Here is a 16,423-nt window from a genome sequence, read left to right on the forward strand (position 1 = left end):
TCGGGGAGGCGTTTTCGATGTCGTAAGATTGGATGTGGGGAACCTCGACCGTGATCGAAGACGAACCGCCGAGCCGCCCTGCACTCCTCGAACGTCTGCGATCGCGTTTGGCGATCTCGATCGGGACCGCCGTCGTGATCGCCGCGACGCTCGGTGCGATGTTGCATCTGGCGGTTTCGGCGCAACGAGAAATCGCGCGCGAGGACCGCCTCGCCCGCATGCGCGCCACCGGCCAGGCGCTCACCTCGGCGATCGATCGGGCCGGCCGCTTCGCCCTCGCCCAGGCCGAGACCACCGCACGGCGCCCGGCCGTCCAGAAGGCGCTCGCCATCGAGGACCGTGCGGCGCTGGGCGAGCTGTCCGAGGGTCCCTGGGCCTATCTGAAGGAACAGAGCGGCGTCACCATCTACGGTTATCACTCGGCCGACATGCGCTACCTCCTCCGCGTCCACAAGCCGGAGAGCCACGGCGACGACGTTTCTCGGCAACGGCCGATGGTGCTCGCCGCCAACAAGAGTGGTCGCTCGCAGGTCGGTATCGAGATCGGCGTCACCGGCCTGGTCGGCGTGCGCGGCGTCGCGCCGATCCGGCTCGGTGACCGGCTCGTCGGCACGATGGAGGTCGGCCTCGACCTGCAGCCGATCCTCGATCAGGTGAGAGCCGCGACCAACACCGATCTGGCGGTCGTGCTCAGCCGCTCTCTCGCCGGTCTGCCGGCGGCGGACGGCGCGGCCGGCGATCTGATGATCACTGCGACGACCGATCCGGTGCGGTTCCTCGAGGCGTTGCGGGCCGGCCGCCTGCCGATCGTGCGCGAGACCGAGATCGGCTCGCTCGCCGGAGGCGACGTCGAAGACGCGCTGCTTCGCATGCCGCTCGTCGACTTCTCCGGGCGCCTCGTCGGCAACCTGTTGCTCCACGACGCCTTCCCCGAACAGGCCGCGCAGGAGCGTCGGATCTCGACGGACCTGTCAGTGGTCGCGATCGTCGGGGGCATCCTCGCCTTCGCCGTCTTCTCGGTGCTCGCCTTCGGCGTCGTCGGACGGCGGGAGAACGAGACATGATCCGGTTCTTGGCCGCGCTTCTCACCCTGCTGACGCTCTTCGGGGCGGCGCCGGCGGCGCGCGCCGCCGAGATCGATCTGCCCGATGGGATCGAATTGCCGCTGAAGGTGCGGTTGGCGTTGCGCATCCTCGACGTCACGGAGATCAAGGAGGTCGCCGGTCAGGCCCGGCTCTTCGTCGAGATCACCCAGCGTTGGCGCGATCCGCGCAACGCCTTCGATCCCATCGCGGTCGGCACGCCGCGCGTCGACCGGGTCGGCGAGGAGGCGCAACGCCATCTGCAGGCGGTCTGGACGCCCGGCATCGTCATCGACAACCAGATCGGCGACGCGGACGGCCGGACGGTCGCGGTGTCGACCCACGAGCACGGCGAGGTCGTCGTCGTCGAGCGCTACGAAGCGGATTTCCGGGTCGCCACCGACATGACCGCATTCCCCTTCGATCAGCAGAAGATCCAATTGTCCTTCTCCGCGCCGCGTTGGGCCAAGCAGGACGTCCTGCTCGTCAGCACCGATGCCGACCGCGGTTTCTCGAAGGTCGCCGATCGCCTCGCCGTCACCGACTGGCGCGCCCTCGGGCTCGTTTTCGCCAATACCGAGACGGCGGGTTGGAACGCGCGCAGCTACTCCCGTCTCGACGCCACGCTGTCGATCGAGCGTCTGTCGGAGCGATACATCCTGCGCATCTTCATTCCGATCGTCGCGGTGCTCGCGGTATCGATCTACGTGCTGTGGGCGCCCGGCCTCGGCCCGACCGACAAGGGGGGGCTGATCTTCTCCGCACTGCTCGCGCTGGCGGCGATCAGCTTCACCTTCGAATCGAGCTTTCCCGGCTGCATCTCGCTCAACACGCCGATCGCCCAGATCATCTCGCTCGGCTACGTGTACCTCGTGGCGGTGCTGCTCTTCGACAGCTTGCTCGGGGTTCCCTGCGGCAAGCCGCTTTCGCGCCTGCACCGACCCTGCCGAGAGATTCGCCGACAGGTGTCCTGGGCGCTGCCCGCGATCATGACGACCGTGTGTCTCGGCGTCGTCCTGCGGGCGTTGCCGGTGTGATCCGGCGTCGCGAAGCGAGCCGCCGGATCTCGTACGACGGAGCGGTAGCCCTCGATCGCCGCGGCTCACACATCCGCCGCGGACGCATCGAACAGATCGAAAATTCGTCGGCTCGGGCGCGGTGACGGTGCGAGGGCGGCGGAATACGCTTCGCTGTTCCGCCCTACGGCATCTTCGCCGCACGCTCACAAGATCAGCCGGTAATCCAGGAACGCCACCTCTTCGCCCGGCGCCAAGCTGGTCCGCTCCTCGGCGAGTTCGACGAGGCCGTCGGTGCGGGTGAGCGAGGTGACGACGCCGGCGCCGTCGACCGGGTATTTCACCGCCACCGGCCGCCCGTCGCGCAGCTCGAGCGACACCCGCACATATTCGCGCCGCCCGGTCTTCTTCTTGTAGGCGAAGTCGGAGACGACGGTCTGCGGCATCACCGGCAAGGCCGCAGAGCCGGCGAGCTTCATCACCAGCGGGCGGAGCACGTGGGCCCAGGTGACGAAGACCGCCACCGGATTGCCGGGCAGGCCGACGAAGGGCGTGCCCTCGATCACTCCCATCGCCACAGGCCGGCCCGGCTTGATGGCGAGGCGCCAGAAGGCCAGCGAGCCGTGGGCGGTGAGCGCGGCGCGGACGTGGTCCTCCTCGCCGGTCGAGACCCCGCCCGAGGTGACGACGAGATCGTGGCCACGCGCCGCCTCGAGAATGCGGGCGCCCGTCTCGCCGATCTCGTCCTTCAGAATGCCGAGGTCGGTGACCTCGCATCCCGCCCGCGTCAGCATCGCCATCAGCGAGAAGCGGTTGCTGTCGTAGAGCGAGGCCGGGGCCAGCGGGCTGCCGGGCTCGAGGATCTCGTCGCCGGTCGAGAACACGGCGACGCGCGGCCGCCGGCGTACGGTGACCTCGGCGACGCCGAGCGCGCCGAGCAGCGCCACGTCGCGCGGGTCGAGCCGCCGCCCGGCGGGCAGCGCCGGCGTACCGCGGGCGATATCCTCGCCCTTGGGGCGGGCGTTGGCGCCGGGCTTCAGCCCCGCCGGCAGCGAGACTCGGCCGTCGTCGAGGAGGCGGACGTCCTCCTGCATGAAGACCGTGTCGCAGCCGACCGGCATCGGCGCGCCGGTGAAGATGCGCACCGCCACCCCCTCCCCGGCCGCATGACCGGCGCCGTGTCCGGCGGCGATGCGGCCGGAGACCGGCAGGACGGTCTCACCGGAGGCGGCGAGCGAGGCATGGGCGACGGCGTATCCGTCGACGGCGGAATTGTCGAAGGCGGGCAGATCGATCGGCGCGGCGAGCTCCTCGGCGATCACGCGGCCGTCGGCGTGCGTCAGCGGGACGATCTCGGTCTCGGTGACCGCCGGTACCCGATCGGCGACCAGGGCGAGGCCCTCCTCGATCCGCATCAGTTCTCCGCCGAAGGCGAAGGCGTCGTCGCTCAGCTGCGCCATGATCCGTCCGTCGTTGCGAGTGTCACGAAAGAAGCGAGGGGCGGTCGCCCGCCCCTCCCTATCTAGCATCCCGAGCGCGCTCCGCCAGCCGGCTCACGCCCCGGCGTCGTTCGCGTTGGGGAAGAACAGCTGCTGTCCGCCGATCTTGTAGTCGGCGATCGCCTTCTGACCTTCGGGGCCGACCACCCAATCGATGAAGGCCTGACCGTCCGCCGCCTTGACGTGCGCGAACTTGTCCGGGTTCACCAGCATGATGCCGTACTGGTTGAACAGCGCCTTGTCGCCTTCGACGGCGATGTCGAGATCGCTGCGGTTCTTGAAGCTGATCCAGGTGCCGCGGTCGGCGAGCACATAGGCGCCCATCGACGAGGAGATGTTGAGCGCCGCGCCCATGCCCTGGCCGATCTCGCGGTACCAGGCGCCCTTGGCCGTCGCCATGTCGACGCCCGCCTTCTTCCACAGCGCCAACTCGGCCTGATGGGTGCCGGACCGGTCGCCGCGAGAGACGAACGGCGCCTGTTTCGCCTGGATGGCGCGCAACGCCGCGGCGATGTCCGTCGTGCCTCTGATGCCGGCCGGATCCGATTTCGGACCGATCAGGACGAAGTCGTTGTACATCACCGGCTTGCGCGCCTTGGAAAATCCTTCGGCGACGAACTTTTCTTCCGCCGGCTTGGCATGGACGAAGAGAACGTCGGCGTCGCCACGCCGTCCGGTGTCGAGCGCCTGACCGGTGCCCTGTGCCACGACCTTGACCTCGATGCCGGTCTTCTTGCTGAAGAGCGGCAGAATATGGTCGAAAAGCCCGGAATCTCGGGTCGACGTGGTCGACGCGACGGTGATCGAGCGGCCGCCGGCCGGCGCTGCCGTCTGCGCGAGCGCAGCCCCGCTCGCCATCACCAGCGCCGCGGCGGCGGCCACGAAGGTTCTGCGGTCGATTCGAATCATGTCGTCTTCCTCCCTGGGATTTTCGTTCGAGACGTCAAATCAGTTCGCCGTCTAAGAAATGCACGGCCTCTTCGGTTCTCGGGCGCGCGAAGAACACCGCCGCCGGGCCCGTTTCGACGATGCGGCCGCGGTTCATGAAGACGATGCGGGTCGCCAGACGCCGCGCCTGCCCGAGATCGTGGGAGGCCATCATCAGCGTCCGGCCCTCCGCCGTCAGGCCGGTGAGCATCTCCTCGATCGTCCGCGTCGCCGCCGGGTCGAGCTGCGACGTCGGCTCGTCGAGGAAGAGCAGTTCCGGGTCGAGCGCCCAGGCCCGGGCGATGGCGAGGCGCTGCTGCTCGCCACCCGACAACAGCCGCGCCGGCCGCCCCGCGAGATGGGCGAGGCGGAACCGCTCGAGCGTCTCGGCCGTCTTGGCGCGCCGGGCCCGCCAGCCGACGCCTGCCGCGGCGAGGGCGTGGGTGAGATTGTCGTGGGCCGAGCGGCGCAGCATCACCGGCTTCTGGAACACCATGGCGTGGCGGCGGCGACCGGTCGTCTCCCCCTCCCCCGCCGCCCAGTCGATGCGGCCGCGGCTCGGGGCGAGCAGTCCATGGGCGAGACGCAGCAGGATCGACTTTCCCGCGCCGTTCGGCCCGAGCAGCACGGTGGTGTGGCCGCGTTCGACGGTGAGGTCGAGATCACGAACGAGATCCTGGCCGCCGACCGAGAAGCCGACACCTTCGAATCGCAACGGTAGGATGGAGGTGGTTTCGCGCATCGGGATCATCCGGCGAAGCGGGCGCCGATGCGCCCGGCCATGAAGGCTGCCGCGTTGATCGCCAGCGTCAGGCCGACCAGGGTGATGCCGAGGCCGAGCGCCAGCGGCAGATCCCCCTTGGAGGTTTCGAGGGCGATCGCGGTGGTCATCGTGCGGGTGTGGCCGGCGATGTTGCCGCCGACGATCAGCACCGCACCGACCTCCGCCGAGGCGCGGCCGAAGCCGGCGAGGAGCGCCGTCGTCAGCGAGAAGCGGCCGTCCCACAGCAGCGTCGGCACGGCGCGGGCGCCGACGAGGTCGATCGAGCGCAGATGGTCTCCGTATTCGCTCCACAGGTCCTCGATCACCTGACGCGTGAGCGCCACGACGATCGGCAGGATCAGCACGGTCTGCGCCACCACCATCGCACCCGGCGTGAACAGGAGGCCGAAGGCGCCGAGCGGCCCCGAGCGCGACAGGAGCAGGAAGATCAGCAAGCCGGCCACCACCGGCGGCAGGCCCATCAGCGCGTTGACCACCACGACCAGCACGGTGCGTCCGGGAAAGCGCGAGATGCCGAGGAGCGCGCCGAGCGGCAGGCCGATCACCGCGGCGATCGCCAGGGCCGAGAGCGTCACCTGGAGACTGAGCGCGACGACGCCGAGAAAGGCCGGATCGAGGCCGACGATCAGTCCGAAAGCGGCCGCCAGGGCGGAGGCGAAATCCGTCGCCACGTCGTCGCATCCTCCCGGAGTTTCACCCGCCGCTTTTCGAGGAGCGGCCATCACCGTCGTGCGGCGCAGTGATGCGTCGCGTCCGGGTGATCATAGCGCTTTCGAGGGCGATGGCCAGAGGCTCGTTTCGCCTCCGTTTCCCCGGGGGTCAGTCGGGGCGGTTCGACGCGGCGGCGGTCGCGCGGTCGACCCAGGCGAGGATCGCGTCGACATCGGGGGGAAGGCGTGCCCAGTCGTCGCCGACGAACTCCCGCCACCGGCCGAGCTGGTTTTCGCGCAGAACCACCAGGGTCGGGATGTCGGCGACCATGGCGGCGCCGATTTCGTCGCGCACGCCGTGGCCGGCCGCCTCCTGTTTGGCGAACTTACCGGCGAGGACGAGGTCGACCCCCTCCTCCACCGCCGCCAGGATCACCAGACTGGCGCGCGCCAATCCGTCGACGTCGAGGATGCAGCTCTCGGCGCCGGCGCCGAGTTCCTGAGAGATCGAGATCGCCGCGCCGCCGCGCAGATCGTCGAGCAGCATCTCGCGCCGACCGTTGGCCATGAGGCCGCCGTAGCGCGGGACCACCCCACCGAGGCGCAGCGAGCCACGCGCTGTGAGCCTCTCGCGCAGGTCGGCCAGGAGCAGTTCGATCTCGGTATCGCCGGAATAGACGACGCCTGCCAGGCGGTGGGTGTCGCCGGTCGGCTCCTCGGCCATGGTGTCGATCGCCTCGCTCGTGGTTGGTCGCGCGAGCCTAACCGTCCGGGCCGATCCGGTCGAGCCCGGCGTCGTCGCGGTGTCGGGCCGCGGTCCGACCGTCAGCCGTTGCCGCGACCGATGCCGAGGTGGCGGAATCCGTGGCGGGAAATCTCGTCCGGGCGATAGATGTTGCGCAGGTCGACGAGCACGCGATCGGCGACGACCTCGCCGAGGCGATCGAAATCGAGGGCGCGGAACTGGTCCCATTCGGTGACGATCGCCACGGCGCTCGCCCCTTCGGCCGCCTCGTAGGGCGAGGTGCAGAAGGCGACGTCGCGGACCAGCGGCCGCGCCTGATCCATACCTTCCGGGTCGTAGGCGCGGATCGACGCGCCGGCATCCTGCAGCGCCTGGATGATGGAGAGCGCCGGCGCGTCGCGCATGTCGTCGGTGTTGGGCTTGAAGGTGAGACCGAGCACGGCGATCGTCTTGCCGCGGACGTCACCGCCCGCCGCCTGGACGATCTTGCGCGCCATCGCCCGTTTGCGGGTGTCGTTGATCGACACCGTCGTCTCGATCAGCCGCATCGGCGAATCGTGATCCTGGGCGGTCTTCACCAGCGCCAGCGTGTCCTTGGGGAAGCACGAGCCGCCGTAGCCCGGGCCGGCATGCAGGAACTTGGAGCCGATGCGGTTGTCCGCGCCGATGCCGCGCGCCACCTGCTGGACGTCGGCGCCCACCTTCTCGCAGAGATCGGCGATCTCGTTGATGAAGGTGATCTTCATCGCCAGGAAGGCGTTGGCGGCGTATTTGATCAGCTCGGCGGTGCGCCGGCCGGTGAAGAGCAGCGGCGCGGCGTTGAGATAGAGCGGGCGATAGACGTCGGTCATCACGTCGCGGGCGCGTTCGTCCTCGAGCCCGACGACGATGCGGTCGGGCCGCTTGAAGTCGGAGATCGCCGCGCCTTCGCGCAGGAACTCGGGATTGGAGACGACCGCGACGTCGGCCTGCGGCGCGGTCTCGCGGATGATGCGCTCGACGTCGTCGCCGGTGCCGACGGGAACCGTCGACTTGGTGACGACGACCGTGAAGCCGGTCAGCGCCGGTGCGATCTCGCGCGCCGCGGCGTGGACATAGGAGAGATCGGCATGGCCGTCGCCGCGCCGCGACGGCGTGCCGACGGCGATGAACACCGCATCGGCCTCGCCGACCGGACCGGCGACGCCGGTGGCGAAGGTCAGCCGGCCGTCGCGGACGTTGGAGGCGACCAGATCCTCGAGCCCCGGCTCGTAGATCGGGATCCGCCCCTGCCGCAACGCCTCGATCTTGCTCTCGTCCTTGTCGACGCAGGTGACCGAGTGACCGAAATCGGCGAGGCAGACGCCCGAAACCAGACCGACGTAACCGGAGCCGATCATCACGATCTTCATGCACTCATCCTTCGATCCGTCCGTGTCGGTCGTGACCATGGGCCATACCGAGCACGGAACTGCGAACCTCTCACGACGATTCGCCGGCGGTATTCCGCGTTCGAACGCTTCTTTTGCCGAGCCGCCCGATCCGGCGCAAGTCGTCGGGCCGACGGCCGGGATGCGCGCCGCGCGGATCAGACGCCGTGATAGGTGCGATACCACTCGACGAAGGCGGTGACGCCCTCGGCGACCGATGTCGCCGGGCGGTATCCGGTCAGGGCCTCGAGCAGGCGATGATCGGCCCAGGTGGCGCGCACGTCGCCGGGCTGCATCGGCAACATCGTCCGCGCGACCGGCCGACCGAGCGCCGTCTCGATCGCCGCGACGAAGTCCATCAGGTCGACCGGCGAACCGCCGGCGATGTTGACCACCCGCCACGGCGCCACCGGCGACAGCGTGTCGGCGATCCCCTCGCCGGCCGTCGGCGCCCCGACCGCCGGGACCGCTTCGGCGAGCCGCACGATGCCCTCGACCAGATCGTCGACATAGGTGAAGTCGCGCCGCATCTCGCCGTTGCCGTAGATCTCGATGGCGCGGCCCTCGAGCGCCGCGGCGACGAACTTGAACAGCGCCATGTCCGGCCGACCCCAGGGGCCGTAGACGGTGAAGAAGCGGAAGCAGGTGGTCGGCACGCCGAAAAGATGGGCGTGCGAGTGACTCATCGCCTCCATCGCCTTCTTGGTCGCGGCGTAGAGCGACACCGGCCAATCGGTGCGGTCGACCTCACGGAAGGGCATCACCTCGTTGCCGCCGTAGACCGACGAGGTCGAGGCGAGCAGCAGGTGGCGCGGGGCGAGATCCTTGGCGATGTCGATGACGTTGAACGAGCCGACGAGATTGGCGTCGACATAGGCGCGCGGGTTGTCGATCGAATGGCGCACCCCGGCTTGGCCGGCGAGATGGACGATGACGTCCGGGGCGGCGTCCTCCATGGCGCGCCGCAGCCGTTCGTGATCCTCGAGCCAGGCGACCGTCGCGGTGAAGGCGTTGGTGCGGGCGAGAACCGCGTGACGCGCCGCCTTCAGCGCCGGGTCGTAGTAGTCGGTCATGGCGTCGTAGCCGATCACCGTGTGACCCTCGGCGAGGAGCCGGCGCGCCAGATGGAAGCCGATGAAACCGGCGGTTCCGGTGATGAACCAACGCATGACGTCTCCTCGCCGCGTCCGAGATCGGCGGAACATCGGGCCCGCCCCGCGAACGCGCTTCTGCCTATCCTCTCGTGTCGAGAGCAGCAAGCACCCCGACATCCCGGCGCAGCCGGTTCGGCTATGGCGAATCGGCTCGACGAGTGGTGCCGTGACCGCTGATATTTCTCTTCGTCGCGATGACCGAACGGCGACGGCCCGCGGTCGGGCCGCGTTTCCCGCTGCTTTTCGATGCAGGAATGCCACTTCTGGCGATAAGGAAGATTACCGACCTCGACTTGATATCAGATAACTTGCATATTCCGTCGATCTTTTGATCTGGCGCAAAGCCGAGGTCCGCCGAGCCGCGCAGTGTTCCTGCGCATCGGCCGCCGAAAGCGCCACCCGTACCGTCCGGAGAAGTCCACGATGTCAAAGGCAGTGAAGGCCTTCGAGAAGCCCGCTCACCCCGCGGACGCGATGGAGGAGAGCTTCTATCAGGAGCACATCAAGGTCTATCCGGCGGCGGTGAGCGGCACCTATCGCCGCATCAAGTGGGCGATCCTGGCGGTCTGGCTCGGCCTCTACTATCTCGTGCCGTTCCTGCGCTGGGACCGCGGTCCGGACATGCCGAACCAGGCGGTGCTCGTCGACATGCCCGGGCGGCGTCTCTACTTCTTCTTCATCGAGATCTGGCCGCAGGAGGTCTACTATCTCACCGGCATCCTGATCCTCTCGGCCCTGTCGCTGTTCCTGATGACGGCGCTGGCCGGTCGCGTGTGGTGCGGCTACCTGTGCTGGCAGACGATCTGGACCGACCTCTTCCTCGGTGTCGAGCGTCTGATCGAAGGCGATCGTCGTGACCGCATCCGTCTCGACGAAGGCCCGCTCAACTTCGAGAAGATCCGCAAGAAGGTGATGAAGTGGATCGCCTGGCTGCTGATCGCCGCCGGCACCGGTGGCGCGGCCGTGCTCTATTTCGCCGATGCGCCGACGACGATCGTCGAGGTGTTCACCGGCAAGGCCGCCTTCTCCACCTACATGTGGATCGGCATCCTCACCTTCACCACCTACTTCTTCGCCGGGTACATGCGCGAGCAGGTCTGCATCTACGCCTGCCCGTGGCCGCGCATCCAGGCGGCGCTGACCGACGAATACGCCCTCAACGTCACCTACCGTCTCGACCGCGGCGAGCCGCGCGCCTCGGTGAAGGAAGGCAAGAAGCTCAAGGCGGCCGGCGCCGACGTCGGTGACTGCGTCGACTGCTATCAGTGCGTCGCCGTCTGCCCGACCGGCACCGACATCCGCATGGGTTCGCAGCTCTCCTGCATCCAGTGCGGCCTGTGCATCGACGCCTGCGACTCGATCATGACCAAGCTCGGTCGCGAGACGCGGCTGGTCGGCTACGACACGCCGATCAACTTCGACCGCCGCCGCGAGGGTCTGGCGCCGGTCTTCAAGCTCATCCGTCCCCGCACCATGCTCTACGGCGCGATCATCTTCCTGGTCGCCGGTATCATGGTCTACACCTTCGCCAACCGCACCTTCGAGAGCGTCAACGTCCTGCACGACCGCAATCCGCAGTACGTCGTCAACTCCGACGGCTCGGTGCGCAACGGCTACACCGTGCGCCTGCTCAACCGGGCGGGCCGTGCGCGCGACATCATGCTGTCGGTCGAAGGCATGCCCGAGGGCACGCGCATCGATGCGGTCGGCATCGATCGTGAGACGGACGGCAACCCTGTGATCGACATCGGCGCCGACCGCACCCGCGAGCTGCGCGTCACCGTCACCGCCCCCGGCGACGGCCTGCCGAAGTCGAGCGACATCTCGTTCCGCATCACCGACATCGCCGACAAGAAGACGGCGACCGCCAAGGACTTCTTCAAGGCGCCGTGAGGCGGGATCGCCGATCCGGGAAAACGAGAAGGCCGCCGTACCCCAGGGTGCGGCGGCCTTCTCACGTTCGGGAGGTGGTGGAGAGCGACACCGGCGCCCCGAGCGTCCGGTCCAGGAGGTGGATCCGCCTCAGGCCCGGTTCTGCATGTTGTGGGCGACCAACTCGATCTGCGGCAGGATCTGGCCGCGGAGCCCGGCGTCTTCGACGGTTTCGAGCGCCCCACGGAAGCAGAGGAGCCAGCCCTCGGTCTCCTCGCGACCGATCGGCGCGACCATGTGACGGCGGCGCAGCATCGGCGGGCCGCGGCGCTCGACGAAGAGCTGCGGTCCACCGAGCCAACCGGAGAGGAACTCGAAGAGTTTCTGCTCCGATTCCTCGAGGCTCGGCGGATGGATGGCGCGGCAGGCGGCCGCCTCCGGCGCTTCGTCCATCACCGCGTAGAAGCGGCGGGTCAGGCGGCGCACGCCGTCTTCGCCGCCGATACGGTCGTAGAGGGTCGGGCCGGGCGGCGGTGTCTCGCCGTTCGGTCGATCGGTCATGGGTATCGTCCTCGTTCTCGGGAAGACCGGCGCCAACGGCATCGAAATCGACAACGCCGCGCGCGGAGGCACCGCGGCCGGGTTCGGTCGGGTCGGCGGATCAGTCGCGGTTCTGCAGATAATAGGCGATGCTCTCGACCTGCGGCATCAGCATGTCGAGGGCGGCGCGGTCGGGGATCGTCTCCTCCGCCGCACGACGGAAGCACAGCAGCCAGGCGTCGCGCTGGGCCGAACCGATGTTCACCAGGAAATGCCGCCGGCGCAGTTTCGGTGCGCCGCGGCGCTTCAGATAGAGCTTCGGCCCACCGAGCCAGCCGTTCATGAACTCGAAGAACTTCTGACGGCTGTCCTCGAGATCGGCGGGGAACACCGCGCGGCATGGCGCCGCTTCGGGGAGCGTGTCCATCAGATCGAAGAAGCGACGGACCAGCCGGCGCACGCCGACGGTGCGGCCGATCCGCTCGTAGAGACTACGGCCGCTGGTGGATCGCGCATTGAGCTGCGAGGGGCGACGCAGACGCGGACGGCCTTCGCCGGCCTCGATCTCGCCGTCGTCCGTATCGGACCCGGAAAGGGTCGCCTCCGCGGACGCGTCGGAGGGAGCGGGGGGCTCCACGTCGTCGGCGAAGTCCCGCAGAGGCGACAGAGGGTACGACCGGGATCGGACATCATCCACGGCGAGGGGGGGGAGTCGAGGATCGGGAACCGTCGTCATCGCTTGGGAGCTCCTGAGGCGTTGTCCGATCCACGAGTGCCGTTTCACACATCCGATTTTTCTAATTTACAAGACGAAACATAGATCGTCCATAAATGTTTGCGGGACTGCGGCTCGAGCGACGGCGCGCCGCCGGCTTCCCGGCTGCGAAACGAGGCCGAGAATCCTTGGAGTTCCGTCATTTTTGTCCCCACCCCGGATAGCCGCGCGACGATCCGCCGCGCCGTCCGCGACCGCGGTACCTCGTCCGAAATGCGGATCGGCAGGGGGCGAGAACCGCTCTCGACCAATCGCGGAAGCTCTGCGACATTCGACGCCCTTCGGTCGTCGCCCCCGAGCGGTTCGCGGCCCCGTTTCCGGAACATCGCGCCGCCGAATCGGCGTGCGCCACCCTGCACGAGGACCCGCCCGTGACCGGCTCCGCCTCCCCTTACGAGATCGATCTCGACCGGAACGACGCCAACTTCGTCGCCCTCACCCCCCTCACCTACCTGGAGCGCTCGGCGGCGGTCTGGCCGGATCGCGTCGCGGTCGTCCACGGCGACATCCGCCGGACCTGGGCGGAGACCGCGTCGCGCAGCCGCCGCCTCGCTTCGGCGCTGACCCGGAAGGGGTATGGAAAGGGCGTGACCATCGCCTTCCTCGCCGCCAACACGCCCGAGCTCTTCGAGGCGCATTTCGGCGTGCCGCTGATGGGGGGCGTGCTCAACGCCATCAACACGCGGCTCGACCCGGAGGCGATCGCCTTCATCCTCGGTCACGGCGAGGCGAAGATCCTGTTCGTCGATCGCGAATTCTCGAAGGTCGCCAAGGCCGCGCTCGCCCTGCTGGCGTCGCCGATCCCGGTCGTCGACATCGACGATCCGAGTTTCGACGGCGGCGAACTCATCGGCGAGACGACCTACGAGGCCTTCATCGCCGCGGGCGATCCGGACCATCCGTGGACCTTCCCGAAGGACGAATGGCAGGCTCTCGCCCTCAACTACACCTCGGGCACCACCGGCAATCCGAAGGGCGTCGTCTATCACCATCGCGGCGCCTATCTGAACGCCGTCTCCAATGCGCTCTCGTGGAATCTCGGCGGTGATGCGGTCTATCTGTGGACCCTGCCGATGTTCCACTGCAACGGCTGGTGTTTCCCCTGGACCATGGCGGTGGTCGGCGGCACCTCGGTGTGCCTGCGGCACGTGCGCGCCGACAAGGTCTACGAGGCGATCGCCGGCGAGCACGTCACTCATTTCTGCGGCGCGCCGATCGTCCTCAACATGCTCAACAATGCTCCCGCGGCCCTGAAGGAGAAGGTCTCCCACAAGGTCAAGGCGATGGTCGCCGGCGCCGCGCCACCGGCCGCCGTCATCGCCGGCATGGAGGGCATGGGCTGGGAGGTCACCCACGTCTACGGACTGACCGAGGTCTACGGCCCGACCATGCTCAACGTCTGGAAGGACGAATGGAGCGACCTGCCGCTCGACGAGCGCGCGCGGATCAAGGCGCGCCAGGGCGTGCGCGGACCGATGCTCGAAGGCGTCATGGTGGCCGACCCGATCACCCTCGAGCCGGTGGAGCCGAACGGCCGGTCCATCGGCGAGATCTTCATGCGCGGCAACAACGTCATGTCGGGCTATCTCAAGAACCCGAAGGCGACGGCGGAGGCCTTCGCCGGCGGCTGGTTCCACACCGGCGACCTCGCCGTGATGCACCCGGACGGTTACGTCGAGATCAAGGACCGCTCCAAGGACATCATCATCTCGGGCGGCGAGAACATCTCCTCGATCGAGGTCGAGGATGTGCTCTACAAGCACCCGGAGGTGATGGAGGCGGCGGTCGTCGCCCGCCCGGACGAGAAATGGGGAGAGACGCCTTGCGCCTTCATCCTGCTCAAGGATGGCGCGACCGCGACGGAAGCCGACATCATCGCCTTCTGCCGCCTGCATCTGGCGGGTTACAAGCTGCCCAAGACCATCGTCTTCGGACCGCTGCCCAAGACCTCGACCGGCAAGATCCAGAAGTTCATGCTGCGCGGCGCGGCCAAGGATCTCTGATGCCCCGGGGCCGGCGCTCGTCGCCGGCCGCACCTCGACCACCTCGCGTGGTCCACCGCCACATTCCTGCTTCGCGCCGATGCGCGGATCGCCCAAGAAGACCCGGAGACGGCCATGACCGGCTATACCGCCCCTCTTTCCGACATCACTTTCGTGCTCCAGGACGTGGTGGGACTGCCCGCCATCGCCTGGCTTCCCGGCTTCGAGGAGGCGACGCCCGATCTCGCCGCCTCGATCCTCGACGAAGCGGCGAAGATCGCCGGCGACGTGCTGGCGCCGCTCAACCGCGCCGGCGACACCATCGGCGCCAAATGGGACGCCGGCCGTGTCTCGCTTCCCGACGGCTGGAAGGAGGCGTGGGACGCGCTCGTCGAGGGCGGCTGGAACGGCCTGCCCTACCCGGCCGACTACGGCGGCATGGGCCTGCCCAACCTCCTCAACATGGGCGTCTTGGAGATGTGGCAGTCGGCCAACATGGCCTTCTCGCTCTGCCCGCTTCTCACCCAAGGCGCGGTCAACGCCATCTCGATCTACGGTTCCGACGCCCAGAAGGCGACCTATCTGCCGAAGATGGTTCCGGGCTCCTGGGCCGGCACGATGAACCTCACCGAGCCGCAGGCCGGTTCCGACCTCGCGGCGGTGCGCTCGCGCGCCGTGCCGGAGGGCGGCAAGTTCCGCATTTCGGGAAGCAAGATCTTCATCACCTACGGCGAACACGAGATGAGCGAGAACATCGTCCATCTGGTGCTGGCTCGCCTCCCCGACGCCCCTCCGGGGGTAAAGGGCATCTCGCTGTTCATCGTGCCGAAGTTCCTGGTGAACGCCGACGGCTCGATCGGCGAGCGCAACGACGTCGTCTGCGCCTCGATCGAGCACAAGCTCGGCATCCACGGTTCGCCGACCGCCGTCCTGGTCTTCGGCGAGAAGGGCGGCGCGCTCGGCGAGATCGTCGGCGAGCCCGGCCGCGGCCTCGAGTACATGTTCGCGATGATGAACCACGCCCGGCTCAACGTCGGACTGCAGGGCCTGTCGATCGCCGAGCGCGCCTATCAGCAGGCCCGCGCCTATGCTGCCGAGCGCATCCAGGGCAAGCCGGTCGGCTGGCGCGATCCGGCCACGCCGCCGATCGTCGCCCACCCGGACGTCAAGCGACTGCTGGTGTCGATGCGGGCCCGCATCGAGGCGATGCGCGGCATCATCTACGAGACCGCCGCCGCCGGCGACGTCTCCCACGCCCACCCGGACGCCGCGGTGCGCGCCGCCGCCAAGCGCAAGGTCGACGTGCTGACGCCGATCGCCAAGGGCTGGTCGACCGAGACCGGCTGCGAGGTCACCTCCGACGGCGTCCAGATCCACGGCGGCATGGGCTACATCGAGGAGACGGGCGCCGCCCAGCATTTCCGCGACGCCCGTATCACCCCGATCTACGAGGGCACCACGGCGATCCAGTCGAACGCGCTGGTCGGCCGGTCGGTGCTGCGTGAAGCCGGCCTCGGGGTGCGCGAACTCTTCACCGAGATCGACGCCACGGTGAACGCGGCGTCGCGCCTCGCCGAAGTGGCCAAGGCCGGCGCCGCCCTCGGCGCGGCGCTCGCGACGGCGCGCGAGGCACTCGACTGGCTCGGCGAGGCGGCGAACGAGGAGGCGCGTCTGCCCTTCGCCGCCTCCGTCCCCTTCCTCCATCTGATGGGGCTCCTCACCGGCGGCTGGATGCTCACCCGCGGTGCCGTCGCCGCGGCCAAGGGCGCCGGCCCGGATGCCGAGTTCCGCAAGGCGCGCATCGCCATCGCCGACATCTTCGCCGCTCAGTACCTGCCGCAGGTGGCGGCGCGCTTCGAGGCGATCCGCGGCTCGAGCGCCGCGGTCCTCGCCTTCGACGACGCGATGCTCTGATCGGTGATCATACCGAGCCGACGATGTTTCGACCTTTTCGAAACTTCGGCGGCGAAGGCGAGCCCGAGTGGGCG

14 protein-coding genes are annotated in these 16,423 nt (G+C 68.5%); 5 read left to right on the forward strand and 9 right to left on the reverse strand.

Annotated features, from left to right (window positions below; genetic code table 11):
- The first annotated feature begins 50 nt into the window (after positions 1 to 50).
- Together V7Q42_RS03975 and V7Q42_RS03980 are read left to right on the forward strand one after the other, a co-directional pair.
- Complete coding sequence (locus V7Q42_RS03975; RefSeq protein WP_333822600.1) at positions 51 to 1,064, forward strand: cache domain-containing protein; 1,014 nt, start codon at positions 51 to 53, stop codon at positions 1,062 to 1,064.
- Positions 1,061 to 2,119, forward strand: a complete 1,059-nt coding sequence (locus V7Q42_RS03980) for a neurotransmitter-gated ion-channel ligand-binding protein (protein ID WP_333822601.1) — start codon at positions 1,061 to 1,063, stop codon at positions 2,117 to 2,119. Before V7Q42_RS03975 ends, V7Q42_RS03980 begins: the two co-directional genes overlap by 4 nt.
- Positions 2,120 to 2,304: 185 nt before the next feature.
- Here the strand turns inward: V7Q42_RS03980 and V7Q42_RS03985 are convergent, their stop codons facing one another.
- From V7Q42_RS03985 to V7Q42_RS04015, 7 genes are all read right to left on the reverse strand, one after another.
- Positions 2,305 to 3,558: a molybdopterin molybdotransferase MoeA gene (locus V7Q42_RS03985; RefSeq protein WP_333822602.1), complete on the reverse strand. Its 1,254-nt coding sequence runs from the start codon at positions 3,556 to 3,558 to the stop codon at positions 2,305 to 2,307.
- 93 nt (positions 3,559 to 3,651) lie between these two features.
- Positions 3,652 to 4,455 carry a substrate-binding domain-containing protein gene (locus V7Q42_RS03990; protein ID WP_333822651.1) on the reverse strand — a complete coding sequence of 268 codons (804 nt, stop codon included), beginning with the start codon at positions 4,453 to 4,455 and terminating at the stop codon, positions 3,652 to 3,654.
- Positions 4,456 to 4,540: 85 nt separating this feature from the next.
- Positions 4,541 to 5,266 carry an ATP-binding cassette domain-containing protein gene (locus V7Q42_RS03995; protein WP_333822603.1) on the reverse strand — a complete coding sequence of 242 codons (726 nt, stop codon included), beginning with the start codon at positions 5,264 to 5,266 and terminating at the stop codon, positions 4,541 to 4,543.
- A 5-nt stretch (positions 5,267 to 5,271) separates the two neighbouring features.
- On the reverse strand, positions 5,272 to 5,979 hold the full coding sequence (locus V7Q42_RS04000; RefSeq protein WP_442958161.1) for an ABC transporter permease: 708 nt from the start codon (positions 5,977 to 5,979) through the stop codon (positions 5,272 to 5,274).
- Positions 5,980 to 6,127: 148 nt separating this feature from the next.
- Positions 6,128 to 6,682: a DUF2478 domain-containing protein gene (locus V7Q42_RS04005; RefSeq protein WP_333822604.1), complete on the reverse strand. Its 555-nt coding sequence runs from the start codon at positions 6,680 to 6,682 to the stop codon at positions 6,128 to 6,130.
- Positions 6,683 to 6,783: 101 nt separating this feature from the next.
- Positions 6,784 to 8,094 carry a UDP-glucose dehydrogenase family protein gene (locus V7Q42_RS04010; protein WP_333822606.1) on the reverse strand — a complete coding sequence of 437 codons (1,311 nt, stop codon included), beginning with the start codon at positions 8,092 to 8,094 and terminating at the stop codon, positions 6,784 to 6,786.
- 176 nt (positions 8,095 to 8,270) lie between these two features.
- Positions 8,271 to 9,281: an NAD-dependent epimerase/dehydratase family protein gene (locus V7Q42_RS04015; RefSeq protein WP_333822607.1), complete on the reverse strand. Its 1,011-nt coding sequence runs from the start codon at positions 9,279 to 9,281 to the stop codon at positions 8,271 to 8,273.
- Positions 9,282 to 9,740: 459 nt separating this feature from the next.
- Here V7Q42_RS04015 and ccoG point away from each other — a divergent pair, with 459 nt between their 5' ends.
- On the forward strand, positions 9,741 to 11,159 hold the full coding sequence (gene ccoG / locus V7Q42_RS04020; protein WP_333822654.1) for a cytochrome c oxidase accessory protein CcoG: 1,419 nt from the start codon (positions 9,741 to 9,743) through the stop codon (positions 11,157 to 11,159).
- Between the two features lie 129 nt (positions 11,160 to 11,288).
- On the opposite strand, the gene V7Q42_RS04025 is transcribed toward ccoG, so the two are convergent.
- Entirely contained in the window at positions 11,289 to 11,699 is a 411-nt protein-coding gene (locus V7Q42_RS04025) for a group II truncated hemoglobin (RefSeq protein ID WP_333822608.1), read from the reverse strand.
- Between the two features lie 100 nt (positions 11,700 to 11,799).
- Positions 11,800 to 12,216, reverse strand: a complete 417-nt coding sequence (locus V7Q42_RS04030; RefSeq protein WP_442958162.1) for a group II truncated hemoglobin — start codon at positions 12,214 to 12,216, stop codon at positions 11,800 to 11,802.
- A 608-nt stretch (positions 12,217 to 12,824) separates the two neighbouring features.
- Here V7Q42_RS04030 and V7Q42_RS04035 point away from each other — a divergent pair.
- Together V7Q42_RS04035 and V7Q42_RS04040 are read left to right on the forward strand one after the other, a co-directional pair.
- Positions 12,825 to 14,456, forward strand: coding sequence for an acyl-CoA synthetase (locus V7Q42_RS04035; protein WP_333822610.1), 1,632 nt, complete (start codon positions 12,825 to 12,827; stop codon positions 14,454 to 14,456).
- Between the two features lie 114 nt (positions 14,457 to 14,570).
- Entirely contained in the window at positions 14,571 to 16,349 is a 1,779-nt protein-coding gene (locus V7Q42_RS04040; protein WP_333822611.1) for an acyl-CoA dehydrogenase, read from the forward strand.
- The last annotated feature ends 74 nt before the right edge of the window (positions 16,350 to 16,423 follow it).

Source organism: Pinisolibacter sp., assembly GCF_036782435.1.
In the GTDB taxonomy this organism is placed as follows: Bacteria; Pseudomonadota; Alphaproteobacteria; order Rhizobiales; family Ancalomicrobiaceae; genus CALBKH01.